The sequence below is a fragment of the Streptomyces smyrnaeus genome, assembly GCF_017676345.1.
Classification (GTDB): domain Bacteria; phylum Actinomycetota; class Actinomycetes; order Streptomycetales; family Streptomycetaceae; genus Streptomyces; species Streptomyces smyrnaeus.
Genome location: NZ_JAFFZM010000012.1, coordinates 169,752 through 185,721 on the forward strand (window position 1 = coordinate 169,752; position 15,970 = coordinate 185,721).

General features: G+C 71.0%; 15 protein-coding genes. 5 read left to right on the forward strand and 10 right to left on the reverse strand.

The features are described from left to right. The first annotated feature begins 24 nt into the window (after positions 1-24). Together JW613_RS36610 and JW613_RS20705 are read left to right on the forward strand one after the other, a co-directional pair. On the forward strand, positions 25-180 hold the full coding sequence (locus JW613_RS36610; RefSeq protein WP_307865968.1) for a hypothetical protein: 156 nt from the start codon (positions 25-27) through the stop codon (positions 178-180). Beyond that, complete coding sequence (locus JW613_RS20705) at positions 150-767, forward strand: YbaK/EbsC family protein (RefSeq protein ID WP_209212325.1); 618 nt, start codon at positions 150-152, stop codon at positions 765-767. The genes JW613_RS36610 and JW613_RS20705 overlap by 31 nt, the downstream gene beginning before the upstream one ends. Here JW613_RS20705 and JW613_RS20710 read toward each other — a convergent pair. The 7 genes from JW613_RS20710 to JW613_RS20740 all read right to left on the reverse strand — a co-directional run bounded on the left by JW613_RS20710 (position 686) and on the right by JW613_RS20740 (position 9,477). Then, the gene (locus tag JW613_RS20710) at positions 686-2,503 is read right to left on the reverse strand and encodes a glycoside hydrolase family 15 protein (protein ID WP_209212326.1); all 1,818 of its coding nucleotides are present in this window, start codon (positions 2,501-2,503) and stop codon (positions 686-688) included. The genes JW613_RS20705 and JW613_RS20710 overlap by 82 nt on opposite strands. Before the next feature lie 38 nt (positions 2,504-2,541). Then, a complete protein-coding gene (gene qcrB / locus JW613_RS20715; protein ID WP_209212327.1) occupies positions 2,542-4,092 on the reverse strand; it encodes a cytochrome bc1 complex cytochrome b subunit in 1,551 nt (516 codons plus the stop codon). 219 nt (positions 4,093-4,311) lie between these two features. Then, the gene (locus JW613_RS20720) at positions 4,312-4,875 is read right to left on the reverse strand and encodes a cytochrome c oxidase assembly protein (RefSeq protein WP_209212328.1); all 564 of its coding nucleotides are present in this window, start codon (positions 4,873-4,875) and stop codon (positions 4,312-4,314) included. Beyond that, positions 4,872-5,261, reverse strand: coding sequence for a hypothetical protein (locus JW613_RS20725; RefSeq protein ID WP_307865969.1), 390 nt, complete (start codon positions 5,259-5,261; stop codon positions 4,872-4,874). Before JW613_RS20725 ends, JW613_RS20720 begins: the two co-directional genes overlap by 4 nt. Further along, the gene (locus JW613_RS20730; RefSeq protein WP_209212329.1) at positions 5,258-6,901 is read right to left on the reverse strand and encodes a cytochrome c oxidase subunit I; all 1,644 of its coding nucleotides are present in this window, start codon (positions 6,899-6,901) and stop codon (positions 5,258-5,260) included. Before JW613_RS20730 ends, JW613_RS20725 begins: the two co-directional genes overlap by 4 nt. Further along, positions 6,898-7,599 carry a cytochrome c oxidase subunit II gene (locus JW613_RS20735; protein ID WP_209212330.1) on the reverse strand — a complete coding sequence of 234 codons (702 nt, stop codon included), beginning with the start codon at positions 7,597-7,599 and terminating at the stop codon, positions 6,898-6,900. Before JW613_RS20735 ends, JW613_RS20730 begins: the two co-directional genes overlap by 4 nt. A 237-nt stretch (positions 7,600-7,836) precedes the next feature. Beyond that, entirely contained in the window at positions 7,837-9,477 is a 1,641-nt protein-coding gene (locus tag JW613_RS20740; RefSeq protein ID WP_307865970.1) for an MFS transporter, read from the reverse strand. Positions 9,478-9,549: 72 nt separating this feature from the next. Between JW613_RS20740 and JW613_RS20745 the strand changes: the two genes are divergently transcribed. Beyond that, entirely contained in the window at positions 9,550-10,344 is a 795-nt protein-coding gene (locus tag JW613_RS20745; RefSeq protein ID WP_209212332.1) for an ABC transporter permease, read from the forward strand. Positions 10,345-10,380: 36 nt separating this feature from the next. On the opposite strand, the gene JW613_RS20750 is transcribed toward JW613_RS20745, so the two are convergent. Then, positions 10,381-11,313, reverse strand: a complete 933-nt coding sequence (locus JW613_RS20750) for an RNA polymerase sigma-70 factor (RefSeq protein ID WP_209212333.1) — start codon at positions 11,311-11,313, stop codon at positions 10,381-10,383. Positions 11,314-11,608: 295 nt separating this feature from the next. On the opposite strand from JW613_RS20750, the gene JW613_RS20755 reads away from it, so the two are divergent. Further along, positions 11,609-12,640 carry a questin oxidase family protein gene (locus JW613_RS20755; RefSeq protein WP_209212334.1) on the forward strand — a complete coding sequence of 344 codons (1,032 nt, stop codon included), beginning with the start codon at positions 11,609-11,611 and terminating at the stop codon, positions 12,638-12,640. 217 nt (positions 12,641-12,857) lie between these two features. Next, a complete protein-coding gene (locus tag JW613_RS20760) occupies positions 12,858-14,681 on the forward strand; it encodes a glycoside hydrolase family 15 protein (protein WP_209212335.1) in 1,824 nt (607 codons plus the stop codon). Here JW613_RS20760 and JW613_RS20765 read toward each other — a convergent pair. After that, complete coding sequence (locus JW613_RS20765) at positions 14,645-15,193, reverse strand: GNAT family N-acetyltransferase (RefSeq protein WP_209212336.1); 549 nt, start codon at positions 15,191-15,193, stop codon at positions 14,645-14,647. The two genes, JW613_RS20760 and JW613_RS20765, sit on opposite strands and share 37 nt — an antisense overlap. 128 nt (positions 15,194-15,321) lie before the next feature. After that, on the reverse strand, positions 15,322-15,930 hold the full coding sequence (locus JW613_RS20770) for a hypothetical protein (RefSeq protein WP_209212337.1): 609 nt from the start codon (positions 15,928-15,930) through the stop codon (positions 15,322-15,324). Positions 15,931-15,970 lie beyond the last annotated feature (40 nt).

Sequence of the window (15,970 nt, forward strand, 5' to 3'; positions counted from 1 at the left end):
TCGTTGGGGCCCCTGGTCTTCCTGGTGCCCACGATGGCAGACCTGGCCGCGCTGGAGGGCATCGGCGCCGCGTTGATGGTCACCGGGACCTACTGGGGCCGGAGCGTCGAGCACACCCACCGCACCCGTATGACGAAGGAGAGCACCCCGTGTCCCACGACGACACCTACCACCGTCTGATCTCGCTGCTCGACGGCACCGCGACCCCCTACCGGCTGATCGACCATGTACCCGAGGGCACCACCGAGGTGGTGAGCGCGCTCCGCGGGCACCCCCTGTGCCAAGCGGCGAAGTGCCTGATCCTGCGGGCCAAGCTCGACCGGCGCACCACCCGCCATGTGCTGGCTGTCGTCCCCGGGGATCGGCGCGTCGACCTGGACGCCGTCCGTGCCCTGCTCGCCGCCCGCTACGTCGGAGTCAGCGATGCGGTCACCGCCGAACGCCTGGCCCGGGCAGCACCGGGGACGGTGCTGCCCTTCAGCTTCGACCCCGACCTGGCACTCGTGGCCGACCCGGGTGTCGTCGCCCAGCCGCAGCTCTACTTCAACGCCGCGCGCCTGGACCGGTCACTGGTCATCTCGGGAACGGACTACCAGCAGCTCGCACGGCCCCGGGTGGCGCGCATCGCCGGCCTCCCGACGGACACCGCGGGCCGGACGTCGGCCGAGGCCGGCTCGCCGGTGCCTCAGCCCGGCCGGTCGAGCCGCACCGCCGCTTCGAGCAGCGCGGCGTGGACGAACGCCTGGGGGAGGTTGCCCCGCAGCTGACGCTGGCCGATGTCGTACTCCTCGGAGAAGAGCCCTGGTGGACCGTATGCCGTACGGCCGCGCTCGAACCAGCGGTACGCGGCCACGGCGTCGCCCTCACGGTGGGTGGCCATCGCCATGACGAAGCCGCACAGCAAGAACGCGCCCTCCGCCTCGCCGAGCGCGCAGCCGTCGTGCCGGAAGCGGTAGACGAAGCCGTCGACGGCCAACTCCTCCTCGACAAGGCGACGGGTGCGGCGAAAGGCCTGGTCGGTGCCGGCGGCGGACGTGCCCTCGTCGGCTCGGGCACCGGCCGACAGCCCGCGGGCGTACGGGATCAACAGTGCCGCGTCCGGTCGCTCGTCGTCCTCGGCACGTGCCCATGCACCGTCGGGCCGCAGACACCGGCGGCGGGTCTCGCGCAGTACGGCCTCGGACAGCCGGGTCCAGCGGCGTGCGGACGGGTGGCCGGGCAACTGCTCGGCCAGCGCCCGCAGTCCGGTCGCCGCGCTCAGCCGCGAGTGCGTCCACCAGCGCGTCCCCAGCTCCCACAAGCCGGCATCCGGCCGCTGCCAGTTGTTCTCCACGGCCTCGACGGCGACATCGACGGCACGGCGGGCGTCGCGGTCGAGACAGTCGTGCCGGGCGGCGGCCGCGTACAGCTGCAGCACCTCGCCGAAGCTGTCGAGCTGGAACTGCTCCGCTGCCTGGTTGCCGACCCGGTCACTGCCGCCCGGATAGCCCGGCAGGGGAAGCGAGCTCTGCTCGGGGACCGGGCCGCCGCTGACCGTGTAGAGGGGACGCAGCCGCTCCCCGTCCTCCAGCACCCGCTCGGTCACGAAGCGGACCGCGCCCTCCAGCAGCGGGTGCCTGCCGTGCGCGGCGACCGCGATGCCCGCGTACGCCTGGTCGCGCAGCCAAGCGTAGCGGTAGTCGTAGTTGCGGCCGGCGTTGGCGCGTTCGGGCAGCGAGGTGGTGGCGGCGGCGACCATGCCGCCGTAGGAACTGGTCAGCCCGGTCAGTACGGCGTACGCATGGCGGGTGTCGGAGGGCGCCGACAGCTCGTGGCAGTCCGGTACGGCCTCGCGCCAGTGCTGCTCGGTCCGCCGCCACAGCAGCGCCGGGTCGAAACCGGCACGGTCGGTACTGTCGGTGGCGTTCCCGGCGCGGATCTCCAGCACGAGGTCGTGCTCCTCCCCCCGGGGCACGGACAGCCGGCCGCGCAAACCGCCGCCGGGAGCCGGCCCGGCGTTGGCGGCGCCGACGAAGCGAAGCCGGAGTCCGCCCCCGGAGGCACACCACACGTCCCCCTCCCGGCGCACATCCGTCATGGCCTCCCGGCCGAAACCGGGACGCGGGTCGAGCAGGAACTCCACCCTCGCGTCGCCTCGTACGGCACGGACCCGGCGCAGCAGCACCAGCCGGTCGGGGGTGCTCGGCATGGCCAGCGCCTCGCGGCACTCGATGATGCCGCCGGCCGTGACCCAGCGGTTGACGCGGACGAGGGTGCCGTCCTCGTAGTAGCCGCCCCACACATGCCAGTCGTCCTCGGGGCGGACGACGTACTCGCCGGCTCCGCCGATCAGGCCGGAGAAGACGGCATCGCTGTCCCACCGGGGTGCACACAGCCACACCACCTCGCCGCGCGGCCCGACGAGGGCTCCGCGTTCACCGTCGCCGAGAAAGGCGTAATCGCGCAGTACCCAGGGCCTCGACAGGCCTACGGAGAGACTGCTGGAGGGGCTGACCTCGATCATGGGTGCTTCCACAGTGAGTAGACGGTGGCCATCGCAGGCTACTTTCCGCTCTCTTCTTCCTCCGGCCCCGCAGGGGGCGTGGTGGCCTTGCGTACCACGCGTTTCTGCTTGGGTGTGCGGTCCGGCTCGATCCGCTCGCCGAAGTACCAGAAGTACAGCGTCCTGCGCAGATTCCCCGCCTCCTTGATCTCTTCGGTCGACAGCGGGGGAGGGGTGTCCCGTACCAGCAGCCGGTGCTTCTTCTCGTCGGGAAGGGGCCGGCGCAGTTCCTGGTAGCCGTCGGCCACGCGCCGCACATACCCGGCCCCGTCGCCCTGCTCGACGCGTACGGCGTCCTGCGCCTGCAGTCCGAGGCACAGCCGCTTCGTCAGCCAGAACGCGAGCACGGGCAGCAGGAAGAGCGCGCCGCGGAAGATCCAGGTCAGCGACTCCAGGGGCCAGTCGAACAGGAAGGCGAGTACGTCCTGCCCCCCGGCGGCCAGCAGCACCGCGTAGGCGGAGATACCGGCCACGCCGAGTCCCGTCCGGGTGGGGTGGTTGCGGGGGCGGTCGCACAGGTGGTGTTCCTTCCAGTTGCCCGTCACCCACCGTTCGAGGAAGGGATACGCGTACAGGACGAGGAACAGCGCGGAGGGGATCACCACGCCCGGGATGAAGACGTCCCAGGCCACCGTGTGCCCCGCGAATCTGGTTTCCGCCTGCGGCATCAGCCGCAGCGCACCCTCGATGAACCCGACGTACCAGTCGGGTTGTGAGTCGATACTGGCCTGGTCGGTGCGGTAGGGCCCGTACGCCCAGATCGGATTGATCTGGAGCAGACCGCCGAGGAGGGCGAGCACCCCGAAGACGGTGAGGAAGAGCCCGATGGACTTTGCCGCGTACTGCGGCACCATCGGTTTGCCGACCACGTTGCGGTTGTCCTTCCCCTTGCCCGGCCACTGGGTGTGTTTGAGGTGGACGACGAAGAACAGGTGCAGTGTGATCAGCGCGATGAGAAGACCGGGAATGAAGAGAATGTGCGCCGAGAACAGCCGGGGCACGATCTCGTGCCCCGGATATTCGCCGCCGAACAGGAAGAGCGAGAGATAGGTGCCCACGACGGGGATCGAGAGCATGATGCCCTGGAAGGTGCGCAGCCCGGTACCGGACAGCAGATCGTCGGGGAGCGAGTAGCCGCAGAAGCCCTCGAGCAGCGCCAGCCCGAACAGGCTGACGCCGATGAACCAGTTGGTCTCCCGGGGGCGGCGGAACGCCCCGGTGAAGAAGATGCGCAGCATGTGCACCCCGATCGCGCTGATGAACAGCAGCGCGCCCCAGTGGTGGATCTGCCGGATGAGCTGCCCGCCTCTGATCTCGAAGCAGATGCGCAGCACCGATGCGTACGCCTCCGAGGTGGGGATGCCCCGCAGCGGCCGGTAGGCCCCGCCGTACGGCTGCTCCGCCATGTCGGGATGGAAGAAGAAGGTCAAGTACGTGCCGGTGAGCACCAGGACGACAAAGCTGTACAGGGCGATCTCACCGAGCAGGAACGACCAGTGGTCGGGAAAGGCCTTGCGCAGGAATTCCTTGCCCGCCGCCATCAGCGGCATGCGCTTGTCCAGTGCGCGTGAGGCGCGTACGGCCCGCTCCCGCCTTGCCGCTCGTCGTCGCTCCGCACCTCTTCCTGGCAAGGGCACCTGCGTTCGCCTCCTGGGCAGCGCTGCTCACGTATCTGCCGAGCCGACGGATCGCGTCTCCTGCCGGTCGCCCTCCCAGCAATCCCGAGGCTCGGACCACCTCAAACGTCAACTAACCCAACGGTGGACTCGCTACGGCCGCCGGGCCGTGCCGGGCTGCCGGGCGAGGGGGAACCGGTCGGCCGGTCCGTGGAGCGCCGCCTCCCGGCCCTGGTGTGCGCGTTCCTCGGCCCAGATCCACCGCCAGGTGAGAGCGGCAGCGGCGACTCCCATCGGCAGCATGCCGACGATCATGCCCAGCCCGCCGTAGTGGTGGCCGAGGGCGATCACTGCGACCATCGGGATGTCGAGCAGCGGGGCGCCCACGAACAGATACAGGCAGCGGCCCGGCTCGCTCAGCCTTCTTGCCGGGCCCAGGACCGGCAGCCAGAACAGCAGACCGCCGACGAGCAAGGCGGCGTGCAGCACGATCCGGACGCCGGTCCCCGGCATCAGCACGCAGTCGCCGAGGGTGACGGCCGCGTGCAGCACGACGAAGCCCCCCAGTGCCGCCCCGGCAGGCGGACACAGGCGCTGCCACAGCCGTGCCCAGGCCGGGCCGGCCCGGGTGCCGAGGATCAACGCGGGCAGCAGCACGGAAAGGGCCAGCCCCAGCGCTCCCATGGCCAGCGCGTCCGGCCACCCGCCGGGCGTCATCGGGAACTTCCTCCGCGCCCGCGGTGCCGGACGGCGAAGACCGCGGCGACCAGCAGCAGCGGGGCGGCGATGATGACGAGCCAGGTGCTGTAGACGAACATCAGTCCGCCCGCCGCCAGGCCGAACGCGGTGAGGACGACCGCGGCACCGTTGTCTCCCGGCACGCCGTAGTCCGTCAGCTCGCGCGGGCCCCGCCGGGAGGAGACCAGCACGGCGGTCGCCGCCAGCGTGAGGAGGACGAACGCTCCCGCCCACAGCAGCAGCGCCAACTCGCTCTCGCCGTAGCCGGTGAGCACGCCCAGGAGCACCGCGTTGAGCACCGCCCAGCCGCCCACCACCACGGCACCCGGGTGCCGCTTGCACCAGCGTGTCACCGGCCCGCTCACGCCCGCCCCTGTCCCTGCCGCGTCCGGGCGTCGAGGAGGGGAGCGTTGCTGGTGATCGGGGGCAGCGGAAGGTGCGGCGTGAAGTTGTACCGCGGCGGGGGCGAGGCGGTGGCCCACTCCAGGCTGTGGCCCTGCCATGGGTCCGCCGGCGCTTTCGGGCGCCGGCGGAAGGAGACCTGGATGTTCATCGCGAAGGCGATCATCCCTGCGGCCAGGAAGGCCGCACCGATGGAGGACACCAGATTCAGCGCCCCGAAGCCCGCCCACTCCGGGTAGGTGGCCACCCGCCGGGGCATGCCGAACTGGCCCAGCCAGAACATGGGAAGGAACGTCAGATTGGTGCCGATGACCAGAAGCACGAAATGCACGCGGCCCAGCCGCTCGTCGAGCAGGAATCCGGTCACCTTGGGCCACCAGAAATAGACGGCGGCGAACAGCCCGAACGCGCTGCCGGCGAAGAGGACGTAGTGCAGATGGGCGACGACGAAATAGCTGTCCGTCACGTGGTAGTCGATCACCGGGGTGCCGACCATGATGCCGGAGAGCCCTCCGATGAGGAACTGCGGAATGAAGGCCAGCGCGAACAGCATCGGGGTGGTGAAGACCAACTGGCCGCCGAGCACGGTCCCGACCAGCGCGAAGTACTCGATACCGGCCGGGACGAGCAGCGCGATGGAGGTCAACGAGTAGTAGTCGTTGGTCGCCTGCCCCGTCGCGAACATGTGGTGACCCCACACGCTCATCGACAGCGCCGCGAAGACCAGCAGGGAGATGACGGTCCCCTTGTAGCCGAAGAAACGGCGCCGTGAGAAGACCGCGAGCACCTCACCGACGGCTCCCAGATAGGGGAAGAACATCACGTACACCACGGGATGTCCGTAGAACCAGAACAGGTGCTGGTATCCGATGTTCCACACGTTCGAGTCGAAGACCGACGGTTCGACGCGGCCGATGGCCAACAGGGTCAGCGCGGCGAGCAGCGAGGGGAAGGCGCCGATCACCATGAGCGTCGAGGCGATCATCGACCAGGTGAAGATGGGCAGCCGCAGCATCGTCATACCACGGGCACGCTTGCGCAGCGCGGTCCACAGCACCGCCCAGCCCATGCCCAGCGAACCGACGGTGGCCGCGAAGACCCCCACGATCCACAGCGGCGTGCCGTTGCCGGGCGTGTAGACGCTGCTGGCCATGGGCGGATAGGAGAACCAGCCGTCGGCGTGTGCACCGGTCGGCATGGCGAAGCCGGTGAGCATGAGCACGGCGCCGAGCGCGTAGAGCCAGTATCCGAACAATGTCGTACGGGGCATCGCGATGGCGGGGGCGCCCACCTGGAGGGGGACGAGATATACGCCGAGACCGATGGCGAACGGCGTCATGACCATGTAGATCATGCCGGAGCCGTGGATGCTGAACAGTTGGTTGTACAGATCGGGGCTGAACACCTGCTGTTCCGGCTGCGCCAATTGGCTGCGCATCAGGAGCGCCAGAATCCCCATGAGGAAGAGCAGCACCACAGCGGTGCCCATGGTCAGCAGACCGATGCGCTTGTGGTCGGTGCTGATCGCCCAGCCCAGCCAGGAGCGGGGCCGCACCGACCGGGAGGCTCCCGTCGACCGTGCGGCGTCGGGTGCCAGCGTCATGTGGACGCCTCCGGCGTCGGCGCCGCGCCTTGGTGCTGCTGCACCCACTCCTCGTACTCGTCAGGGGAGACGGCCTTGAGCCAGAAGTCCATGCTGTGGTGCCGGTTGCCGCAGAATTCGGCACACCGGCCGATCCACTTCCCCTCCTTGTCGATCTTCAGGGTGAAGCTGTTGGTGTGGTCGGGGAAGGCGTCCATCTTGTAGCGCAGCGCGGGCACCCACAGCGAGTGGATGACGTCCTGCGAGGTGATTTTCAGCCGGACGGTCCGTCCGGTCGGAACGACCAGGGTGGGCAGCCGACCGTCGCGGCAGTTCGCCGTCGTGGTCGCCTCCCCGGCACGCGAGGGGCCGGGCGCCGGGTGGCTGAACTTCCAGCACCACTGGAAGGCGGTGACATCCACGGTGACGGGGTGCGCGGCTTCGACCCCCCGGCCGGCGGCGTGCGACTCCCCTCCGGGGTGCTCCCGGTCGTTCGCCGAGGCCGTGTAGACCACGAGGAAGGCGGCGATCCCGACGAGCACGACAACGTAGACCGTCTCCAGCCGCTGCCGTTCCGCGTGCGGCGACGGGGTGGCTCCCGCACGGGCCCGCCGGCGGATCAGCGAGTACGCCAACGCGCACAGCACCACCAGGAAGACGAACGCGGCGATGGCCGACTCCGTGGTGAAGACCTGCTCGAAGATCCTCCGTTGCTCCATCCCGGCTCCACTCTCCGCTCGGCACGTCCGGCCAACACGCTGTGGCACCGTATGTCCCGGTATGGGCCATCAGTGTCAGACACACCGCTCGCCGCTCCGAAGGCCCGGCACAGCCTGTTCGACCGGGCGCGGAGCGCTTGCCCGCTGAGCGCGTCACACCGTCGGGCGACAGCCGTCGGTGGACAGCGGACCGCGTTCCCGGCCCCGGCTCCGGCCCCAGCGCCGGGACCAGGGCCATCATCGCTCGCTGTCGAGCCGTTCCTGCTGCCGCTGTCGGGTGAGGTGCGCCCGCCCGAGCCGGGTCCGCGTGAGCCGATTCCGCCGGGCCGGGCGCACCTTGGCTCCGGCCGCGACGGGCGAGTCGTTGCGCAGCACCACAGCGGCGATCACCACCCCGGCCACGACGCAGCCCCCGGCGGCGAGCATGGTGGCCGTCTGGGCCTGGGTGAATGCGGCGCGCGCGGCCACGGCCAGCGCGTGCCCACCCGAACCGCCGAGCGCATCGCTGTGATCAAGGGTCGTGGCGAGCGCACCGCTCGCGTGCGGAGGGACCGTGGTCGGCAGCTCGGCCCGGTAGACGGCGGCCAGGAGACCTCCGAGGACGGCCACTCCGAACGCGACGCCGAACTGCTGGTGGGTGTCGTTGAGCGCCGAGCCCATCCCTGCCCGGTCCTTGGGGACGGCCCCCAGGACAGTGCTGGTGACTGCCGGCCCGGCGAACCCGTTTCCACCGCCCACCAGGAACAGGCCGACAGCGACCAGTATGTAACTGGGGTGCACGGCCAGCGCGGCCAGAACCAGAAAGCCCACCGCAGTCCCGGTGAAGCCCACAACTATCGAGCGGCGATGACCGATACGGGCCGGCGCCCGGCCCCCGGCGTACGAGCCGAGCACGATGCCCGCCGCCATCGGGGAGGAAGCCAGTCCGGCCTCCAGCGGACCCATCCCGTCCACCAACTGCAGATACTGGGCGAGGATGAACAGGGTGCTTCCGGTGCCCAGCGAGATGATCGTCACCGCCATGCTGCCGCCCGCGAACTGGCGGTCCCGGTACAGGGCCAGGTCGACCATGGGCGACGCGGTTCGCCGCTGGCGCCGCAGGAAAGCGGCCAGCGCCACCAGTGCGACCGCTCCGCACGCCCACAGCAGCGGGCGGGTCGTCGGGCCCTCTCCGGCCAGGATCACCGCTGAGGTCAGTGCGACCATGCCCACGGTTATCAGCACAGCGCTGTACGGATCGACCGCGCGCACCCGGCTGTCGCGCGACTCGGGCACCAGCCGCACGATGGCGACCACGGCGCCGCAGACCACCGGGACGTTGATCAAGAACGCGCCCGGCCAGCCCCACAGCTCCACCACGGCCCCACCCGCGACCGGCCCGAGCGCCATCGCCACCGACGCGACGACACCCCACACCGCGAACGCGCGGGGGCGCTCGTGCGCGGGGAAGACCTGTACCAGCAGGGCCAGGGTCGCCGGCATCACCAAGGCGGCGCCCACCCCCATCAGCGCACGCATCAGCACCAGCCACCACACCGACCACGCCAGCGCCGCCGCGGCGGAGGACACACCCAGTACCACCAACCCCGCGACCATGGCCCGTCGCCGCCCCCACCGGTCCGACACCGCACCAGCGGTGATCAGCAACCCGGAGAAGACAACGGTGTACGCGTCCAGCACCGCCTGCTGCCACGCCGTGGAGGCGTCGAACGACCTGGCCACCGAGGGCAGGGCCACGTTGAGGACCGTGTTGTCCACCACGATCACCAGCAGCGCGGCACAAACGGCGACCAGAATCGCCCACCGCTGCGGATGCCCCGCATCCTCCGTACCGTCGTCCCCGGGCCGTTCCTCCCGCGCGGGTCTGACTCCGCTCACCTGGTCTCCGTCTGTTCCGTCCTGTGCTTCCGGGGCCCGTGGGCCGGGGCACTCAGGACGGTAACCTGCAGCATGCAGTTGAGTGCGGCCTCCCTCCTGCCGGTCAACGCGACGTTCGCCGGGCTGCTCGTCGCGCTCCTCCTCGCGGCTGCCGCGGCAGCCGCCTTCTTCCATCTCTCCCCGGATGCCGTGCGCACCCACCGCGCCCGGCAGATCCTGCTCGCCGGAGCGCGAGGCGCCCTCCAACTCGCGGTCGTTTCCGTGGTCATCGTCTGGGTGGTCCGCTCCCTGGCGGCGACCGCGGCCTTTCTGACGCTCATGCTGCTGGTGGCCGTACGGACCGCCGGGCGCCGCATCACGCGGGACGGAACATGGTGGACGACGGCCCTGCCGCTCGCCGCCGGCGTGCTGCCGGTCATGGTCGCGCTGCTGGCCACCGGCCTGATTCCGCTCGACGGCATCGTGCTGATCCCGATCACCGGCATCCTCACCGGAGGAGCGCTCAGCGCGACCGTACTGGCCGGTCGACGCGCCCTGGACGAACTGAGGCTGCGGCACGGGGAGGTGGAATCCGGCCTCGCGCTGGGCCTCACCGAGCGGGACGCCCGCCTGGAGATAGCCCGCCCCGCCGCCTCCGAGGCGTTGATCCCCGGCCTGGACCAGACCCGCACGGTAGGACTGGTGACACTCCCGGGAGCCTTTGTCGGCATGCTCCTGGGCGGCGCCGACCCGCTCGCGGCGGGCGCGGTCCAACTGTTCGTACTGGTGGCGCTGATGGCGGTGCAGGCCGTGGCGGTCGCCCTCACCATCGAACTCGTCGCCCGCGGACGCCTGCACGCGTCGACGCACACATCCGACCGGCCGTGAGGCGCGACACGGCCGCACCGGCGGCCGGCCCGCCGGTCAACGTGTGCGGCGGCGAGCCAGCTTCACCTCGCGGGCGACCGCCCAGACATCCCCCACCGGGCCCACGTGCCGGAGCTTGTCGGGGTTGGACACCGAGCGGACCGTCCGCACCCGCCCGTCGAGCACGTCGAGCGTCATGGTGGTGAGGACCTTGCCGTCCCGGTCGCGGACGATCGCGCCCGGCTGGCCGTTCACCTGGTGCGGCTCGCACGTCACATCGATCCGCGCCAGCCAGGAGAAGGCGCCGGCGAGCACCCGGGCGACGCTGTCGGCTCCGACGACGGGCCTGGACCACTGCGGGGCCTTGCCGCCACTGTCCCCGACCAGCTGGACGTCGGCAGCGAGCAGCTCCCGCAAGTCGTCCACGTCGCCTGCGCGGAGCGCGTCGAAGAACCGGGCCGCCAGTTCCTGCTGCGCCCGGTGGTCGGCCTCGAACCGAGGGCGCCCCGCGTCCATGTGGCGCCGCGCCCGCACCGCGAGCTGGCGGCAGGCCGCCTCCGAGCGTCCCACCGCCGAGGCGATGTCGGGGAAGTCGAAGGCGAACACCTCGCGCAGCACGAAGACCGCCCGCTCCAGTGGGCTGAGCCGTTCGAGCAGCAACAAGGCGGCCGTCGACAACGAGTCGGCCAACTCGGCCGACCGCGCCGGATCCTCGTAGGGGTCGGCGAGCAGCGGCTCGGGGAACCACTGGCCGACGTACTCCTCCCGCCGGACGCGCGCCGAGCGCAGCACGTCGATCGAGATCCGGGTCACCGTGGCCGAGAGAAAGGCCTTGAGCGACGCGGGCCGGGTGGCAGAGCCCGCGAAGCGCAGCCAAGTCTCCTGGACCGCGTCCTCGGCCTCGGTCACGCTGCCCAGAATCCGGTAGGCGATGGAGAACAGCAGCGGTCGCAGCTCCTCGAACTCCTCGGGCTCGGCTGCCTCGGCCACACCGACTCCTCCTCACATCCCCTGGGCCCGGCCGGATCCACCGGCGCGGGCGCCTTCGTACGGTCGGTCGTGCCACTGGCGGGTCGGGGCAGCGCTTCTGCACCTCGGCGGTCGTCGGTGGCCACACCCTTGAGACGGATCGGCCCGGCACGCTGTGACATGAGCGGATGTGACACGCGTCTCGGTGGTGGACGCGCTGGGCCGACCGGCGGAGGTCCGGACGCCGACGACCTGGTCCCGGTCCTAGGTCGGCAGCCCGTTACGCCGCCGTCGCGCCTGGCCTAGCGTCCTCGCCATGGATTCGACAGGCACCCTCCCAGAGGCGCTGCAGCGCTTGCACAGCTCAGGTCCGGAGCGGCTCGGGCGGCTCTCCAATCACGCGCCGATGGTCGTCGAGGCCCTCTCCGCACACGGGGCGGCAGGCTCGGTGCACCGCTGGCTCGACCTGTACACCAGCAGGCTGGAGGAGTTCCCGCCGGGCGTCGAACCGGTCACGGCAGCCAACTGGCGCTCCGCCCTCGGCGATCCCCGCCGCGCCGCCGACTGGATCGGGTACTTCGGCCGCGAGCTCACCGAGCGCCCCTGGCGGGAGGTGGTCGCCCAGTGGTGGCCCCGGCTGCTGTCCGGCATGTACGGCGGCGCGACGCATCCGGTGATCCGGGTGGGCCACGCCGTGCGTACGCTGCTGGCCGCCGCCGCCGACGACGCGGATGCCTCCGCCGCCGAGCCGTATCTGAGCGAGCTCGCCCACGGCCTCGGCTACTGGGCCGCCCGCCACCACCCTGTCGCGGATCTGGACCCGCTGCCGGGTGCCGAGAGCGCGGCCGCCGCCCTCGACGCGGTGACGCCGCTCGCCGAGCAGGACGGCGGCTTCCCCGACCGGCTCGGCCGCGTCACAGGCCTGCCGGTGTGGGCGGCCACGGTCACGGATCCGCACGAGGCGCGACACCGCCTCACCGAACTGGTGCGGGCGGCCACCCATCGGTACGCCACCCATGGCCACGGGCAGGAGACGATGCTGGTGCACGCGGCCACGGCCCCCAACGCCGTGCTGCGTGTGCTGCCCGCGCTCCCGGAGGCCCTGTGGGTACCGAGTCTGCGGGCCGCCTGGACGGCGTCCGCGGCGGTGACCGCGATGTACGCCCCGGTCGCCCCGATCGTCCGCACCCCGCCGGGCACGCTCACCGCCGAAGAGGTCTTCGAGCGGGCCGTTGCGCACGGTGATGAACACGTCATCAAGCTCACCGACACGGCCCTCGACGTCGGGGACGAACAGGCGCTCGCGGCGGCTCTGCGCTCCATCGAACTGAGCGAACCGCTGGCCTAGCGAGTCGGTCAGGCGTCCTGGCGTCGCACGGAGCCGTGCACCTCGCCGGGTGCGGGATGCCGGGCGCGGAGGTGCCCCTGGTGCGGGGCGGTGGGCGTCTGACGTGCGCAGCCGATGATCCGGGAGTTTCCCGCGGACCTCGCGGCGGTACCCGGGTTCTGATCTTTCCGGCGACTCGGCGTGTACGGACTGGTGCCACGCGGTAAGGAGGTCGGCCTTGTCGGCTCCCCTGGAGGACTACGCGCTGATCGGCGACACCTACACGGCGGGGCTCGTCAGCCGCAGCGGCTCCATGGACTGGCTGTGCCTGCCGCGGTTCGATTCGGGGGCCTGCTTCGCGCGGCTGCTGGGCGGTGAGCGGCACGGCCACTGGTCCTTGGCACCGTACGGAGACGGATGGTCGGTCACCCGGCGCTACCTGACTGACAGCCTCGTGCTGGAGACGACGTTCCGCCAGGCAGGGGACGAGGTGCGGGTGCTCGACTGCATGCCCGTCCGCAACGACAGGCCGGATGTGACGCGTCGTGTCGAGGGCGTGCGCGGTCGGGTGCCGATGCGCAGCTGTTTCGTGCCGCGGTTCGACTACGGAAGCATCGTCCCCTGGTTCCGCCCGGACAACCGGCGGCTGCACGCGGTGGCGGGGCCCGACCATCTCACCCTGGACAGCGAATTCCCCCTCGAACCGACGGACGACGGCCGGGCCGTCACCCACTTCCAGGTCGGTCCGGGGGATGCCGTGGAGTTCCACCTGGGCTGGAACTCCCGCGAGTACGGCAGCCCGCCACGCCCCGGTGGCGACATCGTCTCCGCGACCCGGCGGTGGTGGCAGGAGTGGGCTTCGCACTGCCGGTACCAGGGCCGGTACCGGGAAGCGGTGGTGCGGTCGCTGATCACCCTCAAGGCACTCACCTACGCCCCCACCGGCGGCATCATCGCCGCCCCCACCACCTCGCTGCCGGAGCAGCTGGGCGGCGTACGGAACTGGGACTACCGCCACTGCTGGATCAGGGACGCCACCTTCACCCTGCTGGCGCTGCTCGACTCCGGCTACGAGAGCGAGGCCCGCGCCTGGCGGGAGTGGCTGCTGCGCGCGGTCGCCGGTGAGCCCGAGCAGATGCAGATCCTCTACGGCATCGACGGCACCCGCCGACTCCCCGAACTGGAACTGGACTGGCTGCCCGGCTACGAGAACTCCCGGCCGGTACGCATCGGCAACGATGCCGCACGCCAACACCAGTGGGACGTCTACGGAGAGCTGATGGACGCCCTGCACCAGGCGCGCCACGCGGGCATTCCGCCCGCCGAGGACGCCTGGCGGGTGCAGCGGAAACTGATGGACTTCCTTGAGGGGCACTGGCGTGAGCCCGACAGCGGTATCTGGGAGATGCGCGGCCCGCGACGGCACTTCACCCACTCGAAGGCGATGGCCTGGGCAGCCGCCGACCGCGCGGTCAAAGCCGTGGAGGACTTCGGCCTCCACGGACCTGTCGACCGGTGGAAGCGGCTGCGCGCGCAGATCTTCGACGACATCTGCGACAAGGGCTACGACCCGGGGCGCAACACCTTCACCCAGCATTACGGCTCCACCACGGTGGACGCCGCGCTGCTGACGCTGCCGGGCATCGGCTTCCTGCCCGCCCAGGACGAGCGGATGCGCGGCACCGTCCGCGCGGTGGAGGAGGAGCTTCTCAGCGGAGGCTTCGTGCAGCGCTACGCCATGACCGACCGGACCCCGCACGTCGACGGTCTTCCCCAGGGCGAGGGCGCCTTCCTGCCCTGCACGTTCTGGCTCGCCGACTGCTACATCCAGCAGGGGGACACGGCAAGGGGCAGGGCCCTGTTCGAGCGGCTGCTGGGGCTGCGCAACGATGTCGGTCTGCTCTCCGAGGAGTACGACATCCGTGCCGAACGACTCGTCGGCAACTTTCCGCAGGCCCTCTCCCACATCGCCCTGATCAACACCGCCACCGGCCTCGACGGGCACCGCAGCGGCCAAGGCAGCCGTCAAGACGGCGCGTCGGCGGGACGGTCGATGCGATAGACGTGGTGGGCGCGCTCGTCGGCCGGGTTGTCCGGGGCCAGGTCGACGGTGCCGACCCTGCGCAGTCCGGTCTTCTCCAGCGCCCGCCACGACGCGCGGTTGGCCGCGTTCACCGGGACGACGACGGCCGAGGCGTCAGGGACGTCGGTCCAGGTGGCCGCCACGATCGCCCGCAGGATGCGTGGCCCCAGTCCCTGCCCCACCCGCGTGGGGTCGGCGAGCAGATAGTCGATGGTGACGGCGCCTTCGGGAAGTTCGACCTGGTCGGCCAACTCCTGGCGGTAGTCCGGGTAGTCCGCGAACCGGCACCGCTGGACCAACGCGACAGGCGTGCCGTCCAGCATGACCAGAAGGTCCTCGGATGGCTCCTCGCCGCGCGCCGCGGGCCCGAAGTCCCGCGCGACCGCTTCGGCGGACGTGTCGTGGTGCCACCAGCGGGCCACGTGCGGCTGGGCGAGCCAGGCCCGCAACAGCCCGAAATCCTGCTCCGTCACCCGCCGCCATGTGATCACTCCGCCTCCCTCGTCCGCGTCCCCGGATCGTCGCACGGCCGACCGCGTCCGGGCAGCGGTGTTTCCACCGTGTTTCCACCTGGAGGCGGGCAGGTCGTCGGAGGGCGGTCCGGGCCGGGACCGGCGACCTAGGCGCTGCCGTGGCTGTTGAGCGGAGCGCCGCCCAGGGCGGTGTCCGTGAGGCTGGTGCGGGTCGTGGTGATGACCTCCTTGGGGCCGACCGCGCCGCAGGACATCTCGGTCAGGAGGAATCCCGTGCGGTACTGGGCACGTACGCCGCCGGCGCCCACGCACTGGTTCACACCTTCTAGGAGCCAGTCGTACAGGTCGTGCACGTCATCGTCCTGCCATCCCTTGAGGGCGGCGGCGTGGATGCCCAGAGCCAGTTTCTCGGCCAGGTAGTCGGGGTCGAGAACACTGCGGAAGCGGATGGTCAGCTGCTGGAACTCGTGTCCGGCGCCGAACTCCCACTCGGCCACGAGCTGGTTGACGCCCGCCGCGACGGGCCGTGCTTCCAGCAGCCACCGGTACGTGTCCAGGAAGGGCGCGTGCTGCTCCAGCCATCTCTTCCTCTCCCGTGGCGCCACCACCCAGGGGCCCGGGACCTCGTCGAAGGGCGGCCATTCCACCTCGGGGCATTCCCAACGCGCCGTCCATGAGCGGACCGTCTCGCGGTTGGCGACGAACTTCGCCCGAAGCGCATCGGTTTCGCGTCGCTTGGTTCTGCCGAAAACCATGGGCCTTCGCCCTCCCGCTCGGTCGACCAGGACAGGTTCC